23 protein-coding genes are annotated in these 23,296 nt (G+C 49.6%); 13 read left to right on the top strand and 10 right to left on the bottom strand.

Features of this window, described 5'->3' with window-relative positions:
• Window positions 1-34: 34 nt before the first annotated feature.
• On the bottom strand, window positions 35-595 hold the full coding sequence (locus BN3279_RS18385) for a TetR/AcrR family transcriptional regulator (RefSeq protein ID WP_059052782.1): 561 nt from the start codon (window positions 593-595) through the stop codon (window positions 35-37).
• A gap of 152 nt (window positions 596-747) precedes the next feature.
• On the opposite strand from BN3279_RS18385, the gene BN3279_RS18380 reads away from it, so the two are divergent.
• Complete coding sequence (locus BN3279_RS18380) at window positions 748-1,401, top strand: GNAT family N-acetyltransferase (protein ID WP_059052780.1); 654 nt, start codon at window positions 748-750, stop codon at window positions 1,399-1,401.
• A 57-nt stretch (window positions 1,402-1,458) separates the two neighbouring features.
• Here BN3279_RS18380 and BN3279_RS18375 read toward each other — a convergent pair whose 3' ends face one another.
• Window positions 1,459-1,959, bottom strand: a complete 501-nt coding sequence (locus BN3279_RS18375; protein WP_059052778.1) for a PTS sugar transporter subunit IIA — start codon at window positions 1,957-1,959, stop codon at window positions 1,459-1,461.
• A 222-nt stretch (window positions 1,960-2,181) separates the two neighbouring features.
• On the opposite strand from BN3279_RS18375, the gene BN3279_RS18370 reads away from it, so the two are divergent.
• The gene (locus tag BN3279_RS18370) at window positions 2,182-3,111 is read left to right on the top strand and encodes a copper amine oxidase N-terminal domain-containing protein (protein ID WP_059052777.1); all 930 of its coding nucleotides are present in this window, start codon (window positions 2,182-2,184) and stop codon (window positions 3,109-3,111) included.
• 60 nt (window positions 3,112-3,171) lie between these two features.
• Here the strand turns inward: BN3279_RS18370 and BN3279_RS18365 are convergent, their stop codons facing one another.
• Complete coding sequence (locus BN3279_RS18365; protein WP_232436885.1) at window positions 3,172-4,212, bottom strand: DUF1835 domain-containing protein; 1,041 nt, start codon at window positions 4,210-4,212, stop codon at window positions 3,172-3,174.
• Window positions 4,213-4,343: 131 nt separating this feature from the next.
• On the opposite strand from BN3279_RS18365, the gene BN3279_RS18360 reads away from it, so the two are divergent.
• The gene (locus BN3279_RS18360; protein ID WP_059052775.1) at window positions 4,344-4,838 is read left to right on the top strand and encodes a hypothetical protein; all 495 of its coding nucleotides are present in this window, start codon (window positions 4,344-4,346) and stop codon (window positions 4,836-4,838) included.
• A 33-nt stretch (window positions 4,839-4,871) separates the two neighbouring features.
• Here the strand turns inward: BN3279_RS18360 and BN3279_RS23875 are convergent, their stop codons facing one another.
• Window positions 4,872-5,636: a DeoR/GlpR family DNA-binding transcription regulator gene (locus tag BN3279_RS23875; RefSeq protein WP_059052774.1), complete on the bottom strand. Its 765-nt coding sequence runs from the start codon at window positions 5,634-5,636 to the stop codon at window positions 4,872-4,874.
• A 235-nt stretch (window positions 5,637-5,871) separates the two neighbouring features.
• Here BN3279_RS23875 and BN3279_RS18350 point away from each other — a divergent pair, with 235 nt between their 5' ends.
• The 6 genes from BN3279_RS18350 (at window position 5,872) to BN3279_RS18325 (ending at window position 12,681) form a co-directional block, all read left to right on the top strand.
• Window positions 5,872-6,651: an MBL fold metallo-hydrolase gene (locus BN3279_RS18350; protein ID WP_059052772.1), complete on the top strand. Its 780-nt coding sequence runs from the start codon at window positions 5,872-5,874 to the stop codon at window positions 6,649-6,651.
• A gap of 50 nt (window positions 6,652-6,701) precedes the next feature.
• Window positions 6,702-8,033, top strand: coding sequence for an ABC transporter substrate-binding protein (locus tag BN3279_RS18345; RefSeq protein WP_059052770.1), 1,332 nt, complete (start codon window positions 6,702-6,704; stop codon window positions 8,031-8,033).
• A gap of 108 nt (window positions 8,034-8,141) precedes the next feature.
• Entirely contained in the window at window positions 8,142-9,044 is a 903-nt protein-coding gene (locus BN3279_RS18340; protein ID WP_232436884.1) for a carbohydrate ABC transporter permease, read from the top strand.
• Complete coding sequence (locus tag BN3279_RS18335) at window positions 9,044-9,874, top strand: carbohydrate ABC transporter permease (protein WP_059052768.1); 831 nt, start codon at window positions 9,044-9,046, stop codon at window positions 9,872-9,874. The genes BN3279_RS18340 and BN3279_RS18335 overlap by 1 nt, the downstream gene beginning before the upstream one ends.
• Window positions 9,875-9,926: 52 nt before the next feature.
• Window positions 9,927-11,873, top strand: coding sequence for a metallophosphoesterase family protein (locus BN3279_RS18330; RefSeq protein WP_059052766.1), 1,947 nt, complete (start codon window positions 9,927-9,929; stop codon window positions 11,871-11,873).
• A gap of 61 nt (window positions 11,874-11,934) precedes the next feature.
• On the top strand, window positions 11,935-12,681 hold the full coding sequence (locus BN3279_RS18325; protein ID WP_059052764.1) for a ThuA domain-containing protein: 747 nt from the start codon (window positions 11,935-11,937) through the stop codon (window positions 12,679-12,681).
• Between the two features lie 158 nt (window positions 12,682-12,839).
• Here BN3279_RS18325 and BN3279_RS18320 read toward each other — a convergent pair whose 3' ends face one another.
• Window positions 12,840-13,730, bottom strand: coding sequence for a hypothetical protein (locus tag BN3279_RS18320; protein WP_059052762.1), 891 nt, complete (start codon window positions 13,728-13,730; stop codon window positions 12,840-12,842).
• A 204-nt stretch (window positions 13,731-13,934) separates the two neighbouring features.
• On the opposite strand from BN3279_RS18320, the gene BN3279_RS18315 reads away from it, so the two are divergent.
• Window positions 13,935-14,897, top strand: coding sequence for a zinc-binding dehydrogenase (locus BN3279_RS18315; protein ID WP_059052760.1), 963 nt, complete (start codon window positions 13,935-13,937; stop codon window positions 14,895-14,897).
• A 476-nt stretch (window positions 14,898-15,373) separates the two neighbouring features.
• Here the strand turns inward: BN3279_RS18315 and BN3279_RS18310 are convergent, their stop codons facing one another.
• The 4 genes from BN3279_RS18310 to BN3279_RS18295 form a co-directional block, all read right to left on the bottom strand.
• Entirely contained in the window at window positions 15,374-16,942 is a 1,569-nt protein-coding gene (locus BN3279_RS18310; protein ID WP_059052758.1) for a carbohydrate-binding protein, read from the bottom strand.
• A gap of 302 nt (window positions 16,943-17,244) precedes the next feature.
• Window positions 17,245-18,216, bottom strand: coding sequence for an aldo/keto reductase (locus BN3279_RS18305; RefSeq protein ID WP_059054535.1), 972 nt, complete (start codon window positions 18,214-18,216; stop codon window positions 17,245-17,247).
• A gap of 146 nt (window positions 18,217-18,362) precedes the next feature.
• Entirely contained in the window at window positions 18,363-19,214 is an 852-nt protein-coding gene (locus BN3279_RS18300) for a helix-turn-helix transcriptional regulator (RefSeq protein WP_222860893.1), read from the bottom strand.
• A 33-nt stretch (window positions 19,215-19,247) separates the two neighbouring features.
• A complete protein-coding gene (locus BN3279_RS18295) occupies window positions 19,248-19,628 on the bottom strand; it encodes a winged helix-turn-helix transcriptional regulator (protein ID WP_059052755.1) in 381 nt (126 codons plus the stop codon).
• Between the two features lie 215 nt (window positions 19,629-19,843).
• Here BN3279_RS18295 and BN3279_RS18290 point away from each other — a divergent pair, with 215 nt between their 5' ends.
• Together BN3279_RS18290 and BN3279_RS18285 are read left to right on the top strand one after the other, a co-directional pair.
• Window positions 19,844-20,902, top strand: coding sequence for an LLM class flavin-dependent oxidoreductase (locus tag BN3279_RS18290; RefSeq protein ID WP_059052753.1), 1,059 nt, complete (start codon window positions 19,844-19,846; stop codon window positions 20,900-20,902).
• Between the two features lie 35 nt (window positions 20,903-20,937).
• A complete protein-coding gene (locus tag BN3279_RS18285; protein WP_059052752.1) occupies window positions 20,938-21,489 on the top strand; it encodes an NADPH-dependent FMN reductase in 552 nt (183 codons plus the stop codon).
• 78 nt (window positions 21,490-21,567) lie between these two features.
• Here the strand turns inward: BN3279_RS18285 and BN3279_RS18280 are convergent, their stop codons facing one another.
• Window positions 21,568-22,152 carry a TetR/AcrR family transcriptional regulator gene (locus BN3279_RS18280; RefSeq protein ID WP_059052750.1) on the bottom strand — a complete coding sequence of 195 codons (585 nt, stop codon included), beginning with the start codon at window positions 22,150-22,152 and terminating at the stop codon, window positions 21,568-21,570.
• Between the two features lie 172 nt (window positions 22,153-22,324).
• On the opposite strand from BN3279_RS18280, the gene BN3279_RS18275 reads away from it, so the two are divergent.
• Window positions 22,325-23,263: a ketopantoate reductase family protein gene (locus BN3279_RS18275; RefSeq protein ID WP_059052748.1), complete on the top strand. Its 939-nt coding sequence runs from the start codon at window positions 22,325-22,327 to the stop codon at window positions 23,261-23,263.
• The last annotated feature ends 33 nt before the right edge of the window (window positions 23,264-23,296 follow it).

Genomic DNA, 23,296 nt, shown 5'->3' with positions numbered 1-23,296 from the left:
ATGCGAGGCTCGTTTTGCTATTCAGATATGACAATCAGTCCTCTAGCTTCAACAGAAGCTGCTGGATACGCATAGACATACCCGTAGGTTCTTCCTCCATACCGCGAACAACCCAGTCTTCAATGACTCCAAATACACCAGATACAATGAACAAGCTTTCTGTTTCTTCGTACACATTAGGTTTATCCGGATATTTATTTTCACGAAGCAGCTCTTGCAATATTTTCCCTTTGAAAAAAGCTTTAATTTTATCAGGGGTCAACAATGTATCCTCCGGGTTAGCCATAACAATAAACAATGTTTTGTTTTGATAAATATAATCCGTTAGTTTGTTGATAAAGCGCATAATATCATGACGCTCTTTCATTGGAAATGATTCATCGTAGAATCGATTGAACTGATCGAACATCGCTGCTTCGACCTCTCTGTATAGATCGTAGATATCTTGGTAATGCGAGTAAAACGTGCCTCTACCAATATCGGCAAGCTCCGAAATTTCAGAAATCGTTATTTTTGAAATTGGCTTGTTATTCAATAAAGTCAGAAATGCTTGCTTGATGGCGGCTTTAGTTTTAACGGAACGTCGATCTCCCATGAAAACAACCTCATTTTCTATACAATTAGGTGTTGACTGTTCATTAATGAACAGAAACGAACAGATTCCCTATTTTTTGCAGCGTAATTCCTTAATACAATAAGAAAATCAATTATGCAAAAAAAGGGGAGATTGCTATAAAGACCTATCGCTTGGCTCAAAAACATGAACTACACCAAATCGCTACCTTGTTTACGGAATCCTTCATGGAATATCCTTTATATTCACTTCTACTCGCGCCCAGCAAGGACTATGAAAAACAATTGTATCAAGTTAATTATACAAATACAAAGTCCTATTATCAGCAAAACTCCTGCTTCGTGGGTCTAATGAATGGGAACATCGTTTCCGCTGTTCTGCTAAAAAAACGTGGAGAAAAGAGTCCTGGGTTCTTTCGATATCTATTAAACGGAGGATTAACCTTGATAGCTCAGATGGGTCAAAAGAGGCTTAATCATTTCCTGAAAACGCTGGACAAAATGAAGGCAGCTTGTGCTCCTTACGGGGAGAATGGCTGGTATGTTGATTGCTTTGCGGTTGCAAAAGGTTATCAAGGTCAAAGCCTTGGGAGCGCGTTGTTTAACGAATTTATTTTCCCCTACATCAGGACCAACGGGGGAGGATGGATTACGCTCGTTACCCACACCGAACTGAACAAAAAGTTTTATGGGAAAAACGGCTTTGAGTTGTTTAGCGAATCAAGCCTCGGATTAGATCCTAATTCAATACCGAATTATAGCTTTCGGCAGGTTATAGATATCCCCTTACAGCTCCTGCACAACATTCCTGTCTTCAAGAATGAGTGACACGGCCTACTGGAAGGGGATATGACCTTGCATTATAGTAAGTGGCCTGTCCGTTGCTTAGTTCACCTTCACGGCCAGCACGTTCTCCTGTCCGGCAGTCACTTGGCCCGGGTATTCCGTAACCTCACCCACAGCATCAAGTCCATGGGGGATAATAATTGATGTAATGTCTGGCAGTTCCCGCCCACGAATTAGCGCAGAATCAAATTCCAGCAGCAGTTGACCCGCAGTTACAGAGTCTCCTTCCGACACATGAGCGGTAAAGCCTTCGCCCTTCAGAGACACCGTATCCACGCCGACATGAATTAACGCCTGCACACCCGAGGCATGTTCAATAATTACCGCGTGTTTGCTCTTCATCAGATTAGCAACCTTACCGTCAAAAGGAGCCATCACTTTACCCTCGGAAGGGATGATTGCAATGCCTTCGCCCATCATTTTCTCGGCAAAAGCCGGGTCCGGGACCTGCGCCAGGCCTACGGCTTCTCCTGTCAATGGAGCCTTGACCCAAACCGTTTCCGGTGTAGGCTGTTCTTTCTTACGTCTGAAAAAACCCATTCTCCTAACATCTCCTCTTGTTGTGATTCCTGAAGTAAATATAATGTCAGAATACCACCATAAGCGGCATTCGACAAATTTTGCGCCAGCCCAGGCGTATATTGATATTCTTTCCTTTAAAATCAGGAAATATATGTCTGCCCACTCCAAGTTAGACATGCTATATTGAAGTAGCTATTCCTGTTCAGTAGGTATTAATTACATATTCAAGAAGGAGTTATAATGAAAAAAATTGTTTATTCCATGCTCATGAGTTGGCTGGCAGTGACGCTGGGGTTATTCACCTTTGCCCCATTAACATACGCCGCAGCACCTGATTCATACGCACTGTATGTGGACGGTAAGCTCTTGTCCTCCCCTTACCCAACGATCGTGCAAAATAATACGACCCTCGTTCCCATGAAAACCGTGCTGGCTGAATTGGGGTATACCACCACCCTTGATTCCAAGACCAAGATGATCACCGCTAAGCATTCCTCCGGCTCCTATATCGTCGTATCTGCAGGAAGCAAGACAGCCAAGATTAATGGAGTAGCCGTTCAGCTTCCCGTAGCCGTCAAAGCCATGAATGGAACCACCTATTTGCCCTTATCGGCCATCAAGACCCTAACCGGCAAAGCCATTGGAGCTGACTCCTCCCAAGCCATCGCCTGGATTGGTCAACAGCCAGCATCTGATGCACTATCCCTGCCATGGGGAATGAGCCCGCAGGAATTGAAGAAATCTTTTGCCGGTAAGCTGCTAATTGATGAAGGCGGACAAGACGATATTTATGTTCTTCTATATCAGGATGGTCCTAATGACGACGAAGAAATATACATTTTCTATAAAGGTAAGCTGGCCAAGGCAACCTTTATGCCTTCTACCACGAACCTTGAATTGGCCTTTTATATCGGGGTTTACGAGGGGATTGTCAATAGTGTTACCAAGACTTATGGCGAGCCCTTAAGTAATACAGCCACTTATGATAAAGACACTCTCGAAGAAGTTTCGTTCGCAGATGGTGGGTTTTATATGAGTGTTTGGGAAGTCGATAACACGAAGATTATTGCACTCCTAAGAGCTACCAATGAGGGTTATGCAGCTAGTCTTCAATTTGTGGATATGTCCGTAGAGGCACAGCTCAATGCAGCTCTAGCAGCTATGAAATAAAATCACAAAACCACCGTAACAGCCTGGGGGATGTTCCCCTAAAGCTTTACGGTGGTTTTTTTAATCATTTCTCTTTTTCCGCCTTACACTATAGTACCTCATCGCTGTTGGAACGCCTTGTATTTCTAACACTCCATCATAAATCAAGGTCCGAAGCCGATACTCAAAATAAGCATCGCTAATATATTGGTCGCAGTATCCGATGGCCTCGCCGATAACCCGTGCTGATTTAATAAATTCTTCTGGCCCTCTGCTTTCTTGTAATTTATCCAGCTTGTTGAGAAGATAAGCATCATAGGCATCGGCAGATATCCCTACAACCTTACCATCCAGCCACACCCGCAATTCACTGGAGCACCCCGAGATATCCTGCCATTCCCCACTCAACCCCCCTACTTCTTCCTGAGACAAGCTCTGTAGATTGTCGACCACACGCTGAATAGCCTTGCCAAGCTTGTCCGGAGGTATTTCACCAGAGTGGCGATATTGGATTTGTCTGTTTGGCTCATTGTACAAGTGCTCGCAAATGGAGCAAGCATTATACACTGCTACCTTATTCGGATGGCTGCCAAGCAAATGCAGCGCATGTCTCATCCCGGTCTGCTCAGTAGCATTGCCAGAGGTCCAAATGACCACTTGCGCTTGCTCCGGAATTTGCCCAAATCGACGCACGATTCTTGAATATTCTTCCTCGAAACAAGAGTAGACCTCCGCTCCACCCAAGATATGATCACGGAACCAATCGCTCCGCGCTTGTCTACCTGTTGAGGTGTCCAGGGCGCCAAGTGGCCCTATCGCATAATCTTCCTCCAATATAATCAATGCATGCGTATCAGACCAGCCAAGTGACTTCAAAGTCTGCTTCATACTGCCTGCAAAAGAAAGGCCCGTTACAATATGTACATGCGTAGCATCAGGCGATATAGGCTGATCCTTGGAGCGGCTTACAGAGCTTGCGATATCCTTATAAAATTCAACTAAGTTATCTACCGCTTCCTGCGAGGATGGCTCCTGCTCTAACCTACGAATTTGCATCAGCATAAGACGTAGGCAAGCCCTTAGTTCATTCTCGCTCAGAGCTTCAATCGCTTTTCTGATCAATATACTGTCCTCCAATGCTCTCCCCCTCCTTATCTCTGATATAAAAATAAAGACGCCCACGCCCCATCAGGCTCCACTAATTGAAACAATCCCTCGCTTCTCGCCGTCTAGAGCAATAGGAGGTGTTCAATTTGAACAAAATAGCGTTGATTCTACTGTTTCTCTTGGTCGGCTGTCAAACGTTCGATTCTGGCTCTGCCAAGGAACCAACCGAGCAGGCTCAGCAGCCCCCTACAGAGGTTCATGCTTCCGTAGATGCGAAAGACGGTTTCTCCATCCAGGCTTCTGTACCCGAACAAGTTCAGGTTAATACCGCGGTTACCATGGAAGCAAAACTCACTAACGCTTCAGGTCAGTCCGTGGAGATTGCTACCGGAGAGCCTGTATTTTATTACATCATTGAAGATGAAGCTGGCCACTCCAACCCGATTACACGGAACGATATCGCGATGATGCGCCCCTTAGCAGAGGATGGCGCCATTTCAGAGCAATACTCCTATAACTTCAAGACCCCAGGCGTTTATACCGTTGTAGCCGTCGCTGAATTCACCCGGTATGAAGCAGATGGCAGCCCGATCAACTACAAGTTAGAGACAGAGCCGACAAAGGTTGAAGTGCTGCAATAAGCTCCAGGGAACATAGCTTCCTGGCTATATTATCTAAACCTGCTTGACCTGTATTCCCTTGCCCCGAATCGCTTCTATTTGATCCTCCGTGGCTTCCCGATCCGTTATAATGCAATCAAATGTGTCCAGGGGAGCCACATAGGCTTTATGAATCTTCCCGAACTTACTGTGGTCCGTGACGAGAATGCGCCGTGAAGCATAGCTTAGCATCTTCTGCTTGATACGGGCGACCGACAGATAAGGGTCCGTAATTCCTTGCTTGGGATCGGCCCCGGCGGTGCCCAGTATACATAAATTAGCCCGAAACTGCGAGATCATTTGTTCAGCTAGTGGCCCGACAATTCCCGCCTCCGATTGCACGTCCTCGGCTGTCCCGCCGCAGACGAACACGGAGAGGTCCGGCTTACGCATGCATTTGTAAGCGATATCGATACTGTTCGTCACAATCGTAATGTTTTTAAGCTCCGACAGTAAATCCCCGATATAGCTGTTCGTCGAACCTGAATCGATGAATAGCGTATCTCCTGGTTCGATCCACTTAATCACTTCGGCAGCAATGGCCTTCTTATGCACCGCAAAGAGGTCTCCTCCTTGGGTTGACGTTCCTCCATTCCCTTCGCCCTCCGCCTTGATTAAGGCTCCGCCATTAACCCGTTGAATATAACCACCGCTCTCCATCTCATGCAAATCTCTGCGGATCGTGGGCAGCGATACCTCCAATAGCTCTGCCAACTGATTCACATGCAAAAAGGTATGCTCCTTCAAATAATCCGCAATCACGCGATGCCGGACCTTCATTCGTTCCTTCCCCTCCCAAACCTCATCTCTTGTTATTTTCACTATAGAGGATAACCGATCACAAAAGCAAGATAAAAAAGAGAAAAACAGGAAATTTTGATCATTAACAATCAAATATTTATAATATATTGATCGATATTTACATATAAACACGAAATAATTAATACAAAATTGATATATTCCCTCTAAAATGAGATTGAAATGATCGAAAATAATCATTCTAGGAGGAAAGCAGATGCAAGAGAAGACAAAAGTAACGTTCTTCGGAACGGAAGCCGCCATACCGGAATTGGGAGGTGAAACCGCCAGCTTCGTGATTAATGACGACGTCATGGTTGATACGGGGTGGAATATTGTGGACAACCTGCGACGGCAGGGCATTGATCCAGGCAACATTCGCTATTTGCTGTTCACTCACATGCACCATGACCACTATATTTCCCTCCCTTCTTTTCTCTATTATTTCCTCATCAAGAACAAGGATTTGTCTGGCCTGAAAATATTAGGCCCTGCTGAAGATCTGGAACCGATAATGCACCACACTCTGGAATTCCTGTTCCTGAACCGCAAATTTTACCCTGATCGCAGCTATCCGGTTATCGTCCCGCTGACGCCGGGAGACTCCTATGAGGATGATCGCTTCCTGCTGGAGACGACCACTTCCCTGCATCCGGTACAAGCCCTTTGCTACAAATACAATGACAAGCACACGGGGAAGACCGTAACCTTCACGGGAGACACCGCCTATCATGAGCCAATTATCGAGCTGGCCAAGGATACCTCCCTGCTCATTCATGAGGCTACTTACGGAGCGACTCCGGCCAATCCGCTTAAGAACGGCGGGCTACATTCCAGCGCCATGGATGCCGCAGAGGTCGCCAAGGCAGCCCAAGTCCAGCAGTTGGCCCTTATTCATGGACTGCGTCACAACAATGAGGCTAGCGTGCAAGCAGCCCAAGCTATTTACTCCGGTCCCGTCCTGTGGCCTGAGAAGGATCAGACTATTTGGCTCTAATCTCCATACCCACCACATCCTACTTTAAAAGAAAGCGGTGAAATCAACACATGAAAGCCCCCTTTTTACGCAAATGGATCCCTGCCCTGCTCATCGGTGTTATCGCCCTGACCGGATGCGCTCAGCAGAATAATAGCGCTGCCCCTGATAACTCTGTCCCAGCGAGTAACAGTCAGGCCGCTACAGAAAGCGGCAGTACGGATAAGATCAAGCTGCGCATGACTACCTGGTCCACGGCCGATAGCTATGAAATGCAAAAATCCGTGCTGGACAGCTACATGAAGGAGCATCCCAATGTTGAAATCTCCTTCGAGTCAGTTCCACAGAACTATGATGACAAGCTCATTGCCCAGTTTGCCATCGGTGACGCACCTGACATTATCACTGTAGGCGACACGCAGGTACCGATCTTCGGGAAGAACGGCGGGCTGGCCGATATGACTCCTTTTATTGAAGGAGATAACGGTCTGGACCTTAATGAATTCTATGAGGACATCGTGAAGTATGGCCAATATCAAGGCAAGCTGTATGCCATGCCTAAGGATTGGACCAATATGGCGATTATCTACAACAAGAAGCTGTTCGATGAAGCGAATCTGCCCTATCCGCAACCAGGCTGGACCTGGGAAGAAATGTACGAGACCGCAAAAAAGCTGACTAAACGTGAAGACGATAAGGTTGTGCAATGGGGACTTAAGCTTCCGGGTGCGAACCAACGTCGTGTTCAACCGCTAGTGTTGGCTTATAGCGATGGTGTCGTCAGCCCGGACGGTAGCAAATACGAGGGTTATATGAACAGCCCAGGCATGATCAAGGCAATGCAATGGTATAGCGATGCCTATCATAAGGATCAGATTACACCGGGGTCTACAGATACCGATGCGTTTAAGGGAATCGACATGTTCGCCGCGGGCAAGGTTGCCATGGAATTGAACGGCCGCTGGCCGATCGAGGACTATTTGAAGGACCCGCAGCTTGAGTTCGGTACGGTTCCCCTTCCTGTAGGTCCTAATGGAGCCAATAACTTCGTATTCTACGGCGGTTGGTCAATCTACGAGAAATCTCCTAACAAAGAAGCAGCCTGGGATGTTATCAAATATATGACCAGCCGGGGCGGCTCAGAGATATTTGGCGATTTCGGCTTTGTGGCCTACAAGCCAGTAGCCGAAGAGAAAGGCCAGGCCACCGATGTTAACTACAAATCATTCACCGATGATATTCCGAACAACAAGATCATGCCGGATACACTGGACCCGGATTATCCGAAGACCGGCAAGCCTGCTTTCACGGAAGCGCTGGAAAAGATCCTGCTATCGGAGACTGACGTGAAGCAGGCCTTGGATGAAGCGGCTGCTGCCGCAGATGCAGCGAAGAACAAGTAATGGATGCGGTGCGGGCGAATCGGTAAGCTTCCGCTTCGCCCGCTACCCATCATGAAGCGGCACTGTCGAGAAAAGCATAATTGCTCTGCAAGGAGGTCAAAGAACGCAGTGCGCAAACCCAAATCATTGTTAAGACGCAAGGAAGCCTGGATTTTTTACATGCTCATATCCCCTTGGCTGATTCATTTGATCGCTCTGGATGCGGGCCCGATGCTCGCCTCCCTTTATTTCAGCTTCACAGAATGGAATATGCTCACTCCCCCGGAGTGGATTGGCCTTAGCAACTACATCTTTGCCTTAAGTAAGGACCCGCTGTTCTGGAAGTCCTTATCCATTACGTTTGGCTTTGCCGTGTTATCCGTGCCGCTAAATCTTGTTGTTGGCCTGGCACTAGCACTGTTACTCAACGTATCCCTGCCCGGGACACGGCTATTCCGTACTATCTACTATTTACCTTCTCAAATTAACGGCGTGGCAGTTATGGTCATGTGGATTTTCGTCTTCAATCCTGAGTTGGGATTGTTGAATTCACTGCTAGGCTTATTCGGCATTCAAGGCCCTGGCTGGATATTTGATCCCGATTGGGCACTGCCCTCCCTGATCTTTATGAGTCTGTGGTCCGTTGGCGGTGGAACGATGATCTGGCTCGCCGGACTAAAAGGAATCCCTGATTCCCTATATGAGTCGGCTATGTTAGACGGAGCAGGCTCTTGGAAGAGATTTGTGTATATTACGCTCCCGCTGCTAACGCCTACCATCTTCTTCAACTTGATCACGGGTGTCATTGGGGCGTTGCAGAAGTTCGGAGAGGCTTACGTGATGACCAAAGGCGGACCGCTCAACTCCACCCGCTTCTTCAACTTCCATCTCTACGACTATGCCTTTAGCAAATTTGAGATGGGCTACGCCTCGGCTTTGGCCTGGCTGTTATTCATTATTATCCTGGTCCTCACTTTAATTGTGTTCTCCACATCCGGGCGTTGGGTTTATTACGGAGGTGAGAAGAAATAATGCTGAAAAAACAACCTTTACTCAGTATTCTGCTATATCTGTTGCTCGGAATCGGCTCGGTCGCCATGCTCTTTCCTTTCGTCTGGATGGTGTCCACCTCCTTTAAGAGCGATATTCAGCTTTACGCCTGGCCACCGGTCTGGCTGCCGCTTCCACTGCAAGTGGACAACTATGTCAAAGCCTTCACCAAGCTTCCTTTCGGCCTATGGTTCGGCAATACAGCGTTAGTAACCATTCTAAGCGTATGCGGGACCCTGCTATCCTGCACGGTTGCGGCTTACGGCTTTGCCCGTTATCGCGCTCCCGGACGGACTGCGTTATTCATGATCATGATCTCCACGATGATGATCCCCTGGACCGTCGTCATGATTCCGAAGTTCTTTCTGTTTACACAGATCGGCTGGGTAAATTCCTTCTTACCTCTGACAGTGCCGACCTTTCTGGGCAATGCCTTTTATGTCTTCTTGCTGCGGCAATTCTTCCTGACCGTGCCTCCCGACACGGAAGAAGCGGCCAAGATTGATGGTGCCGGGGTCTTCAGTATTCTGTGGCATGTGGTGTTACCCGTGACGGTGCCCGTCCTGATCACTGTAGCCATTTTTCAATTCGACGCGGCTTGGAACGACTTTTTGCAACCACTGATCTATCTTAACAAACAAGAACTGTTTACAATTGCGCTGGGCATGAACTTTTTTAACGGACAATTCGAAGTCCAGTGGAACTATCTGATGGCCGTTGCCTGCGTGGCCATGCTGCCCACGGTCATCCTCTTCTTCATCGGACAGAAATATTTCGTACAGGGCATTGCCCTGACGGGTATGAAGGGCTGATATTTTTTCAAAAAACTTTGCCACTTTGTCACCTTTACAGGAGGTTTACTCGTTGAGAATCGTAATCTTAGGCGACTTCCATATTGATGCTACGCAGCTAGAACTGACCGAGAGCGCCATGGAGGATATTGCTCGGGTTGACCCCGACTTGGTGATCCCGCTGGGCGACTTCGGCCGGAATGGACGAATTGGACGACCCGATGGCCTTATGGAAGCACATAGCTATCTAAAGAAGACTGGAGCGCCCCTACGCCCGATCATGGGCAACCACGATTTGGAACGGGAGTCCGGTGGCCAGCAGACGCATGGAACGATGCAGCAAGCGTTTCTGGATATTTTCGCTTTACCCGAGCCTTACGGCGTGCTTGAATTCCCGGAGTGGCGGCTGTTCTTCGCCTCAACCGAGCCGCAGCCTGCGGACGACTGCTACGACGTACAGGAATGCTACGCTACGGACCGTCAGTTTGATGACCTGGTCGCCAAATTGGAAGAACGTCCCGGTGTGCCGGTATTGTTCTTCACCCATGCCCCGCCCATCGGCAGCGGTCTGCGCACCGTTCCCCGTGTCCATGTCCGATCCACCAACGCATATCTGGATCAGAATCATGACTCCTATCGCTGGCTGGAGCTTGTTCACCGCTTTCCCGAAATTATTCTGTGGTTCTCCGCCCACTATCACCTTAGCCAAGGGTATCCCAATTCTCATCAAGTCGTGCAGGGGACCCACTTCTTCCTGACTGGTGTTCATAGCTCCTGCACCCGGGATGGCAAGCGTCAATCGCGCGTAATTGAGCTCGATGAGACCGGACTACAGGTCCGCACGCTGGATCACATCCATCGCCAAATAACCGACGAAGGTGCCTTCACCTGGGAACGGCCTCCCCGTGAACTTATGGGCCAAGCCGATCAGGAGAATACCGCTGATTCTATGGTCGCTGCTCCAGTTCTGGGACAGGAGTCTGTCGCCACCAGTCTTATCGCAGATACCTATGTCGGAGAGACTCCTTCCCTCCCCTTCGGTCTGGTTCCCGCTCAGCCGGGACGTTACATCGTTGCAACGGAGGATGGCTTCTCATGGGAGACTGAGCCCACCTCCAGAGCTGTTCTCGGTACGCTGCACATCGGTCCACCGTTATCCGGCCTTGCTGTTACAGACACCCAGGTCTGGATGTCCTGGGACAACCGAATTGGCTACTCTTCAGTGAGCGATCCGTGGCGGTTTGTCCGCTTTGAGGATGGTGCCTGGCCTCAAGTGGCCTATACCTTTGAACACCGCGTTGAAGCGATTTGCCGGGTCAACGCTGTTAACGCTACGCAGGATGGGGACCTTCTTCTTGTAGCAGCGGATGGCTGGCTATGGGAAGCTAACACAATGGACACCCAGACTCTGGAGGGTTCCAATCTTCCCACTTCTGCGTCCTCTAATGAAGCTAAGCCATCAATTGAAATAGATACATTAGCCAAGATTCAACTTCATGCAGTGACCCGCTTGCCTCATGAACCCTGTCAGCAGTTGATCACTATGGGCGAACAAGTATGGGCGTTGGCAAGCTCAGGCACGCTATATCTTCGCCATGAGTCCAAGGGCGAGTTCGTACCTGTTAAGCAAGGCGTAGTTGCCTTCGATGCCTGGCAAGACGGTACAGTTACCTTACTTCTGGGGGATGGTCAATACTTTATTGAGCTTGATGCACAGAAGCAGGAACTAGGCCTGCCAAAGTATAGGATGATGCTTGCCGCAAGCCACATTGACTCTCATTCCGGCCCCGTCAGACTGGTCTATTTAGGCCAAGGAGCCTTTGCTCTGGCCATTCAAGGCACAGCATTCTTCGGAAGCCAGGGCTTAACCTCTCTACTCCCGCTTCCAATTGCCCCCGACATTCGGGTTACCTCCATCTCCCGGTCGCCCAAAGCGGCTAGTCATATTGCCATAGCTGGCATCCGAGGCGACGAGGACGCTGGGCTACTGCAAGTATGGCAACTCCCGGACTTGAGGTAAGAGCCTTTGCTGCTATTTAACATTTATCTTAATTCAGTATTTTACTTAGAGGGGGATGAACATGGACCGCCAACTTCGCGTGACCATATGGAATGAAAATCGCCATGAGCAGCATAACCCTGCCGTGGCCTCCATCTACCCGCAAGGCATACATGGAGCCATAGCTGCCTTACTTACTGATCAAGTTCAAGATGGAAGGTTCATTCGCTTCGCTACGTTAGATGAACCGGAACATGGCCTAACCGTGGACGTGTTGGAGCAGACGGACGTCCTCATCTGGTGGGGTCATGCGGCCCACGGGGAGGTTGAGAATTATGTTGTGGATCGCGAACAGCAACGGGTGCTACAGGGCATGGGACTAATCGTCCTCCACTCTGGCCATCATTCCAAAATCTTCCGGAAACTGATGGGAACGACCTGCAACCTCAAATGGCGCAATGCGGGAGAGAAAGAACGGCTCTGGGTCGTCACCCCCGGCCATCCCATCGCCACAGGCGTTGGCGAATTCGTTGAGTTGCCCCATGAGGAAATGTACGGTGAACACTTTGATATCCCTGAACCTGATGAGCTTGTGTTCTTAAGCTGGTTTGAGGGGGGAGAAGTCTTCCGGAGCGGGTGTTGTTATTATCGCGGTGCGGGCAAAATCTTCTACTTCCGCCCAGGTCATGAAACGTATCCTACCTATCATCATCCCGAAATAGGACAAATTATCTCCAATGCAGTGAGCTGGGCAGCCCCGATTCAGCGGGAATTGCCACAATATCAGCATACACCGCCGTTAGAGCCTATCGGAGCAAAGCAGCCATGAGCACACTTAAGGTAGGGGCCAGGAGATTAAGCTTTAACCCCACAAATAGAAGAAGTAACGGATAGGTACAACCTAATCAAGACCACACAGGCTTAATGCCTGGTGGTCTTTTTGCCGCATAGCCAGCTATAGTTTACTTGATGACATATAATTTCTTTTTACAGCCCCTCTACCAGCCCGCAATTCACAGAACAACCTAATTCTTCAAAAATCTGATGCGCCGCTTTATCCACGGGCAGGAACACCTGAATTTGTGGATGCATCTGTCCTCCAGTAGAGATAGAGAACTGCTTAAACTGAATCGAAGTCCATTCCCCCGTACGCTCACTTTTAGCCAGAATGGTCTGGGTTAGCTCTAGCGAATCATCTTCGCAAGCCGCCGCTTGCTCCAGATGACCACCAGCCAAATCGTATTGTCCAAAGCGCTTCACCACGTCTTGATACCAGCCATCGTGCCGGGACAGCATATGCTTCTGCTTGAACGCCCGAATCCCCCGAACAGCATGAGCTTCCCACTGCTCCAGAGAAGCTTGATCAAATGTAGAACGAGTACGGACGGGCAAGTCTGGATTGAAATGCAGATCTACTCGATTCATCCAGGACCCATCAACAGCACGCTGCGGAAAATGAAACAATTGGCGACAATATTCGTTATATCCCCGGATATCCTCGGTATGAGTAACAATCATGGCGGGATAAGGCAAGGCCATCATCGTATGCCGCGCTTGTTCAACTGCCTGCTCCAGCTTAGCTGGAGACAACGCTGTCTGAACCGGCAAATACCCGGTTGCCAACAATAGATCGTTGCGTTCACTGGAGCTACACTCCAGATATTCCGCGATATTCAGCATCGCTTGACGATCCGGCACGCGGCGAGAACGGCCAACGAGCAGGTTTTTGTAGGTTGGATACACCTCATCGTTCAACTCCTGCTGTGTAAACCTCTTCCAGGCCGCATAGCGATGGTGGACCCTTTCCTGCTGGCGATGCATACGCAGTCGTTCAATTTCGGCAAGGGCCTGCACTAAGATAGTCTCGTCTGCTGGCATTTAAAATCCTCCTTTCCAGATAAATTAGCGTTAGCACATAATCTATTGGGTTAAAACCTCATTTGCACTTGTCAGACACCGGTTCACAATAGTCCATCGGGTGACACTAATGAAGTGTAGTTCTACTCTTGGTTGAATAAACCGCCTTAAGTATACTCTTGATTGAAAACTACGGTCAAACCTACCCAAAGGAGAGATTTAGAAATGTCAAAAGATCACATACGAGCTATAGTCAGCGACCCTGATTTTCCATCCTATTTAACCATTAAGGAGGTTGAACCTCCTTTAGCCCAACCATGGGAGGCTCTGGTAGAAGTACATGCGGTCTCCCTCAATCGGGGAGAGGTAAAAGATGCCATCGACCAGGGCGCTTCCTCCCGCCTGGGCTGGGATTTTGCCGGAATCGTCACTCAGCCGGCCAAGACCGGCGATGGCCCTCCGGCCGGAGCTCGGGTAGTCGGACTACTGCCGCTGGGTGCCTGGAGCGAGCAGATTGCCGCACCAGTCTCGATGCTTGCCGAAATTCCGGACGAAGTCGGATTCGCTGAAGCAGCTACCCTGCCCGTCTCCGGCCTGACGGCGCTTAACGCCCTCCGTAAGGGAGGACTGCTGCTCGGCAAACGCGTGCTCATCACCGGCTCGACGGGAGGTGTCGGCCTCTTCGCGCATCAACTCTCCGCTCTATCCGGGGCCTTCAATGTCGGAATAGCCAGCACCGAGGCGAAGGCACAGCTCGTACGAGCTGCGGGGGCAGATGAAGTGCTCGTAGGGGCCTCACCCGCCGTCGGGGCAAAGGCCAGCCAACTCGGTCCCTACGACTTGATCATCGACTCCGTGGGCGGCGAGATGCTAGCGGCGCTGTTGCCCCATCTTGCCCCGCAAGGCATCTGCGTAGCTGTAGGGTTCTCCTCATCGCCCACGGCGACACTGGACATGATGAACCTTGTCACGCGCGGTGGGCGCACACTCTATGGTTTCTTTCTCGGTGAAGAACTAACCCGTACCCCTGCTGCACCGGATTTGGCTATGCTCGCCCGCTTGGTAGCAGACAAACGCTTGACTCCAACAATCGCCGTACAAGCCCCTTGGACGGAAGTGGGTACCGTCGCTCAACGGCTGATGGATCGCACCTTCTCGGGTAAAGCCGTGCTGCATGTTCGGGGTTAAGCTTGATTAGTTCCAGTTGATTAGATCCAGTTTGATTAGACCAGCCTGACTAGAGTTAATTCCAATAAGCTCTAATGTAGCTTATAGGGATTTCCTCATGTTAATTTTCTTAAATTCCCGCATTTCTGGTGATTATATGGAAAAGCTCCAGCTAATTGTGCTCAAACCTCTCATTTTCGCCAAACTGGACAGATTTATAGGGAGGTTTTCCAGTTAAGTCGTTGTATGAGCACCTTTCCAGCCTATTAGCATGAGGATTTCCATATTAACTCAATAAACTCAGCCAGATAATCTTTACCGGCTAAACTCTATCGATTCGCCAACTCCAATAGTTAAACCGAGTTCCATCCCCTATTCATCATTCCAACTCTCATTCAGCCATACAGTCACCGAGCACGAGCATGCCCACCACTACCAGCCCTCTCAAAAAAAACACCGCACAGGCCTTTAGCCCATGCGGTGTTCTCCATACCTGATTACTGCAACTGCCATAAGGCCGGTACGTTAGCCGGTTCCCAGCCTGGCAGAGAGGTGTGCGCCTGAATACAGCGGTAGACATTGCCGTTATAACTTACTTCTTGATTGACGCTGTAAGCTACATAGGCCTCCCATGGCTGGGCTTGTCCCGGTTCCCCGGGGCCATCACCCGTCGCCGTTGTTGTCCCTTGCACAGACACAGCCGTAGATATATTACCCGCCGCATCTCTGGCCGTCACAGTGAACGTGTAGGTCGTCTCGGGCGACAGACCGCTGACGGTCGCTGTCGTGCCGCCAACATTCACGCTACCTGCATCATAGGCAATTCTATAACCGGCAACGCCCACATTATCTGTAGAAGCATTCCATGCCAGCGTAAGACTATCTGAGGTAGCCGCCGTTACACGAAGCTGAGTTGGTGCAGTTGGTGGTGACGTGTCCACTGGATCGGGGTCAGGATCGGGTCCGGGACCAAAGCCGTCCAGAAAAGCACGATGTGCACGGGAGAACTCATAGTTAGCCGCCTTATCCCAGTTGATTGACCAGGTCATGATGCCTTTAAAGCCCGGATAGCCTTGCGGGTTACGCAAAGTATAGCTTCCGCCAAAAGACTGTCCCTTCATGAGATAATTCAGCGCCTTATGCACGTTGTCGGCCGTTGTATATCCCCCGCCTGCCGCGGATGGCGTAGACGGAAGGCCAATGAGCAATTGCTCCGGACGAAGCGCCGGGAACGGATAGTTAGCATTGCCGCCCACGTTGAAGCCTTGCAGCAGCATTTCCGCCATCGCCACTTGGAAATCTGCTGTTCCCTGGGAGTAGGATCTGCCGTCAAGCCCTGTCATCGGCCCGGAATTGTAATGCTGCACATGCAGGTAATCCAGGTCGTTGCGCAACGCATAAATGACTGGCAGATAGGCGCCCCAAGGACCACCGTAGGCCACATAGCCACCTTGCACATACGCCGTCTCGGGTGCCATGGTCAGCATAAAGTCTGAGCCGTAGCTGTCGATAATTGCTCGTACCCCCGAGATTAGGTTAACGATTTTTGGAGTTGTTGGGCTTTTGAAGTCCACATCTCCGCCATTCAGAGAGAGCGAGCTTCCCTCCAAATCGATATCCAGACCATCGAAGCCGTAAGTATCAATGATACTCTTCATCGTGCTGACAAAATTTTGCCGGGCCTGTGCATTAGCCAAATCTACAGTACCGTTAGCTCCCCCAATCGAGATGAGCACCTTTTTCCCTTGTCCTTGCAATTGCCGCACATCCGCCTGGAACTCACTCACAGATGCGTTATAAGGTTGAAAAGCCATATTTCCTGTTGTAGGTCCCCCGACCGGCTCGGCAAAAGCCACCTGAATCACATCGTAGTCCGGTGACACATCACGTAGCCGAATCGTACTGGACCCGTTATCGAAATTATGCCAATAACCGATCAGCTTATGGTCTCCGGCCGCTCCCACCGACTTGCTGTCTACCCATGAAGAGAACGAGAATAACGGAACAATAAGAGCCAACGCCAGCAACCACTTGCTAGATTTGCGCAAAAGATTTGCTTGAATCACGGTTTATTCCTCCCCGCAGTTTAAGATGATATCTCTTACTAGAAAGCAATAAAATGATATGAATCTGTCGGCGAACCTCCTTTTTCAAAGATAATTCATCCCGCATTTGATATATTTTACATAATTCGCCAATACTCCTGCTATATTTTTCATAATTATCATAGAAATGATCGAAAAAGAAGAATTTATCCCTCTTATTGTCGATAAAGCACCCAGTTTTGATAGATTTGCTTGACCAGATCACACGAAAAAAGCCCCTTACCGCAGCAAAGCGGCAGAGGCTATTCTCTATTCTGTAATCCCTATTCTAGCATCTCTAAAAAGTCTGGATAACGAGCACCCGCAGCAACACCCTTCGGTGAGATGCGCTCAATCTCCAGCAATTCCTCCTCAGAAAGAGTGACGCTCAGTGCGCCGATGTTCTCAGCCACCCGTTCCAGTCGCTTCGTGCCGGGAATCGGAACGACTTGTTCACCTTGGGCCAACAACCAGGCGAGCGCTAATTGGGATGCCGTGCAACCCTTACGGGAGGCTAAGCTTTCAATCAGCGATACCACCTCCAGGTTTTTAGCAAAATTCTCACCCTGGAAGCGGGGATAATATCGCCGGTAATCATCCGCAGGCAAATCCTCGAAGGTCTTGATTTGTCCGGTAAGGAATCCGCGGCCCAGCGGGCTGTAGGGTACGAAGCCGATGCCAAGCTCCTTTAGCACAGGCAGTACCTCATCTTCGACCTCCCGGCTCCATAGGGAGAACTCCGTTTCCACGGCGGTCAGCGGGTGGACAGCATGAGCGCGGCGAATTTGCTCAGGCGTCGCCTCCGACAAGCCAATATAACGAATTTTTCCGTCCTGAACCAGATCAGCCAGCGCTCCTACAGTGTCCTCAATCGGTATATTCACATCAATACGATGCTGATAATAGAGATCAATGTGATCCACGCCAAGATGCAGCAAGCTGGCATCCACCGACTTTTTAACATAGGCAGGGTGACCCAAATTACTCATGTCTGGCGGTACAATGCCGAATTTAGTGGCGATAACCGCTTGATCCCGAAGTCCCTTCAAGGCGCGGCCGACCAACCGTTCATTACCGCCAAATTTACCTTTGGCGACTTCCTCACCATAAATGTCCGCTGTATCAAACATCGTTACGCCAAGCTCCAACGCACCCCGTATTGTGCGGACCGACTCCTCGTTGTCAGGCATCATCATCGTGCCAAGTCCCAGGGCTGACACCTCAAGCCCTTGATTACCTAATTTACGTGTGGCTATCTTATTTGCCATGTTCGTTCCCCTCTTTCCGCAGCTTATAGAGATGGTCTTGCATAATCCCATTCTAGACCGCAGTTCAGGAGCCAGCCACATGACGTTTATGCTAGTAATCGCAGTAACAGGCACAGATCCAAGATTCTAATTCTCTACTCGACCACAGGGAAAAAGATGCACATGTGCAGATCAGGATGATCTGTCGTAAACGCTAATGAATTGATGTCATAAGCACGGGCTTGCAGCCAGCCAGGAGCTTGGTAAATCACTCGAGTGACTCTCTTGGCCTCCACTCGGTGCTGTTTCCACAAATTCGCGAACTCCTCGCTTCGTTCGGATAATTCATTTACAAATTTGGCAAACCACGGGTCATGGGCGTATTTATCATAGGCCGTGCGGAAGATACCTACGGCGTGTGCTGCCATAGCCTCCCAGTTGATTAAGCGGCTACGCATTTCGGGTTCCGTGAACTGCAAGGCCAACATATTCAAGGGATGCTCCACATTTTTGATCAGGTTTGAAGCATTGCCCAAAAGGTCTTCCAGCGCTTGATTCCAGATCAATAGCTCCGTGCGATCGTTGCTTATGAAGGCGGGATAAGCAATCCCGTTCACGATCTCCTTCCACTTCGGCTGCACCTCTCTGGTAATGGATAGCACAGCCTCGGGCTCGTTGCCATTCCATAGCTCAAGCAGGTGCTTGTATTCATCCTCCGTCAACTGCAGCGCCCGGCCAATACTCTCGATCACTTCACGGGAGACAGATACCTCCCGCCCCTGCTCCAGCCAGGCATAGTAGGTAGCGCTAACGCCTGCCAGAATGGCCACTTCCTCACGTCGCAGACCCGGTGTCCGCCGGATTCCACGCGTCTTGGTCAAGCCCGCCTGCTCAGGCTTCAGGCGCGAGCGGCGCGATTTCAAATAATCCCCCAGCCGCTTGGCCCTACTCTTATCCAGTTCTCTATGTGGCGGTGCCTCGTCAATATCACTATCTTGCTTGTTCAACATTTGCTTCCCCTCTCCAGCCGGGGCACATGGTTATTCAGCCGCATGAATTTGCGGTGCTTGCCCCTCGGCTCCTTGCTCTTGCTCTTTCTGTGACTTGCGCTGCACATGTCTGGTGCCCCAATTGTGCATCGCGTCCAGAATCGGCTCCAGACTGCGACCATATTCCGTCATCGAATACTCAACTCTTGGAGGCACCTCGGGGTAAACGATCCGTTCGATGATTTCCTCGGCCTCCAATTCACGCAGATTTTGCGTCAGCATTTTCTGCGAAATCTCCGGTAAATGACGCTTTAATTCGCTGAACCGTTTGGTTCCCTCCTGAAGCAGGTACAGCAAAATGATGGGCTTCCATTTTCCGACCAAGATCTCCAAGGCATTATCTACGCGGCAAAATCCGGGATGTTTCTGCATGACCTGGTAACACTCCCTTCCATTCATTTTTATGACTTATGGCTTTATGGTTTCATAGCCTATCATGCTGTTTATGTTCGCTGCCTAGGTTACCTATAAGTAACTATACCACTTTTAAGTGCGTACTTACTAAAAGTAGGTGACAGGGCTATAATAAAGGCATGAAAACTCATGATTCAACATTCATTACAAATCCATCAGAGGTGAAGCGACCTATGAATAAATATCGTCTTGATCCAAGCAAAGGACTGGAATTTGGCATCTACACTCTTGGGGATCATCTCCCTGACCCTAACACAGGTGAACGTATTTCTGCCCAGGAACGTATTAAGCAAATTATTGAGTACGCAAAGCTGGCCGAACAGGCCGGGCTGGACTTCTTCAGCATCGGTGAGAGCCATCAGGATTATTTTGCGACACAGGCCCATACTGTCGTGCTCGCTGCCATCGCTCAAGCTACCCGTACCATCAAACTTGGTAGCTCGGCAACCATTATCAGCACGTCTGACCCCGTACGAGTGTATGAGGATTTCGCCACCATCGATCTGATCTCCGGTGGCCGGGCCGAGCTTGTAGCCGGACGAGCGTCCAGAGTAGGGCTGTTCGACTTGCTGGGCTACAACGTGCGTGACTACGAAGAGTTGTTTGAAGAGAAATTCGACCTGCTACTCCAAATTAACGAACACCCTGTCTTGAACTGGGAAGGCGAATATCGCGCTCCGCTCCGCAACGCTAAAGTGTTGCCTCGTCCGCAGGACGGCTCTCTGCCCATCTGGCGAGCTGTAGGCGGTGGACCAGCCAGTGCCATTAAAGCCGGCTATGCCGGAGTGCCTATGTACATGGCCCATCTGGGTGGACCTGCTTCAGCGTTCAAGCAAACCGTGGATGCCTATCGGCAAGCAGCCCGCCAAGCTGGTCATAACCCTGACGAATTGCCGATTGCTACCGCTGGATTCTTCTATGCCGCAGACACCTCACAGCAAGCGCTGGAGGATCTGTACCCTCATATCAACGAAGGAATGAAGAAGACCAACGGACAGGGCTTCTACAAGCAGCTATTCATGCAAGGCGGCGACCCTCATCACATTATGAACGTCGGCAGCCCGCAGCAGATTATCGAGAAAATATTGTATCAGCACGAGCTATTTGGCCATCAGCGCTACATTGCCCAAATTGATTTTGGCGGCATGCCCTTTGACAAGCTGCAACGCAACCTTGAACTGATTGGCACGGAAATTCTGCCAGCCATTCGCAAATATACAGCCAAAGCCTGAAATTTGAAGCCTCAACCCCAAGGGAGGAATAACCTATGTTAGCTGTTGGATTATCAGGAACCATCGTGGGTTCCAAAACCAAAACCGCCGTTGAGCACACGCTAAACATCCTGCGGGAGAAATATCCCGACATCGAGACGACCCTGCTTGATTTAGGCGAATATGACGTTCAATTTAGTGACGGACGCAACTATCTGGATTATGAAGGCGATACGGGAACCGTGACCAAGACCATCATGGATGCCGATATTCTAGTGATCGGTACCCCGATCTTTCAAGCCTCCATTCCCGGAACGCTGAAGAATATCTTCGATCTGCTGCCGCAAAATGCGCTACAAGGCAAAGTAGTCGGTATTATAGCCACCGCAGGCTCGGCTCGCCATTACCTTGTCCCTGAACAGCAGCTCAAACCAATTCTGACCTACTTGAAGGCCCGTATCGTTCAGTCTTACGTCTTTGTCGAAGAGCAAGACTTCTTCCGCAAACAGATCGTCAACGACGACGTGAAGTTCCGAATTGAGCGCCTGGCTGAAGATATCGCTTTGCTAGCGAAAACCTACCGTCACCTTGAAGAGACACAAGAGTAACAAGTAACGTTCAAGCTGATCTCTTTGCTCAAAACAGCCGATTCCAAGTCTCACAAGGGATCGGCTATTTTTTTTATCCTATCTGTGCTTGGTCGCTCCCAACTTCACGACATCCGACAATCGGAAATGGCGCATCAACAACTGTTGCAGTTGCTCAACCATCGCCAGCGGAGGATAAGGAATCCCTTCCTTCACCCACCATTCCATCAACCCGACCACAGCCGACGTAATAAACTGTACCTCTACTTCCAGGCTCAATTGCAGGTCAAGCCTGCACTTTTCCAGATAATCCTTCACACCTTCCCCCACCATCTTCATCATGCTCTCCCTGAACACAGGAATCCCACTTCCCGTAATCAACGTGTTATAAATAGTGACGTTCGCTTCCAGGAACTCGAAGGAACGTAGCAGTATGTCTTGCATCTGTAGCTCCGTAACCTCGCCATCGACCAGGCAACTGTCTTGTAGCTGCTGGAGATAGGTGTTGATGCACTGCTCTTGTAAATCGTACTTATCGGTAAAATGCAAATAAATCGTCCCCCGGTTCACATTTGCCCGCTCGGCGATATCATTAATTGTTATCTTCTCCAGGTTCTTCTCTGACAGCAGTTCGATGAAAGCCTCCATAATGGCTTGCCGCGATTTTAATATTCTTCGATCCATATGTCCTCCTATAATTCGTTAATGAACAAAATAAAGCGAACTGTTGATTTCTCAACAAAACGTATTGAATTGGCTATTGAAGCCCCTCTCACACGGTGATAAGCTCATTTTATTCAATAATCGTTGATTAATCAACATTTGTTAATTAATTTAGAGAGGATGAACAATAGAGATGAAAGTATTGATTTATGGTGCAGGGGTGTTGGGGAGCTATCTGGCTCATGCGTTAATTCAAGGAGGTAACGAGGTATCTGTACTAGCACGCGGCTCCCGTGCGGACCAATTGGAGAAGGATGGCCTGGTCATCCGTCATTATTTCCAGCTTAAAACGACAAAAGACCCTATTCGAGTCATTCGCACGCTGGATGCCGAAGAGGTTTACGATTTGATTTTTGTCGTGATGAAATATAACGATTTCCCCAGTGTCCTGCCTATTCTTGCGGCTAATCGAAGCCGTCATATCGTCATGATCGGTAACAACACCGATGCTTGGGAGATGCAGCAGTTCCTGGAGAAGCATAGCGAGACACCGAAACAGGTTGCCTTCGGCTTCCAGCTGTCCGCCGGACGACGGGATCCCGAGCGGATGGTCGCTGTTCGGACCGGAGGCCAAATGGTTCTCGGCGGGCTGGATGGACCTATTCCCTTCAAAACGGAGTTGGAACGTGCCTTTGCCTCGGCCCGCTACAAGTTGACTTACCTGGATGATATGGATGCTTGGCTCAAGAATCATGTGATACTAATCTTGGCCATGAACTACGCGCCTGTACTTCACGACTATCAGATGAATAAAGTGGCACGGGACGACAAGCTGCTAAGGGAGGTCGTCGCAGCCATGGGTGAGGGATTCCACGTACTGGAAACTTTGGGTTATCCCCTGGTACCCGCATCTCAAGCTGCGTTCATTCGTAACCACCCTACACTATTACGTATGTTTTTCAAGCTGTATCATATCCTTCCCATTAGCCGCTTTGTCGATGGCAACTTCAGCGAACTTGCAGCCTTAGCTAATGTGTTCGAAAAATGGAAGAAGGAAGCTGGCGTGCTGACACCCAATTGGGATAAGTTGCAGAAGCGCCTGCAGGTGAAGAACCTAAGCAAGTTGTCTTAATCTATTCTCACAAGTTAGCTAAATCATTTGATT

The organism is Paenibacillus senegalimassiliensis (assembly GCF_001486585.1).
Lineage (GTDB): Bacteria > Bacillota > Bacilli > Paenibacillales > Paenibacillaceae > Fontibacillus > Fontibacillus senegalimassiliensis.
Note: the sequence above shows the minus strand (reverse complement) of the source record. Positions and strands in the feature narration are given on the sequence as shown.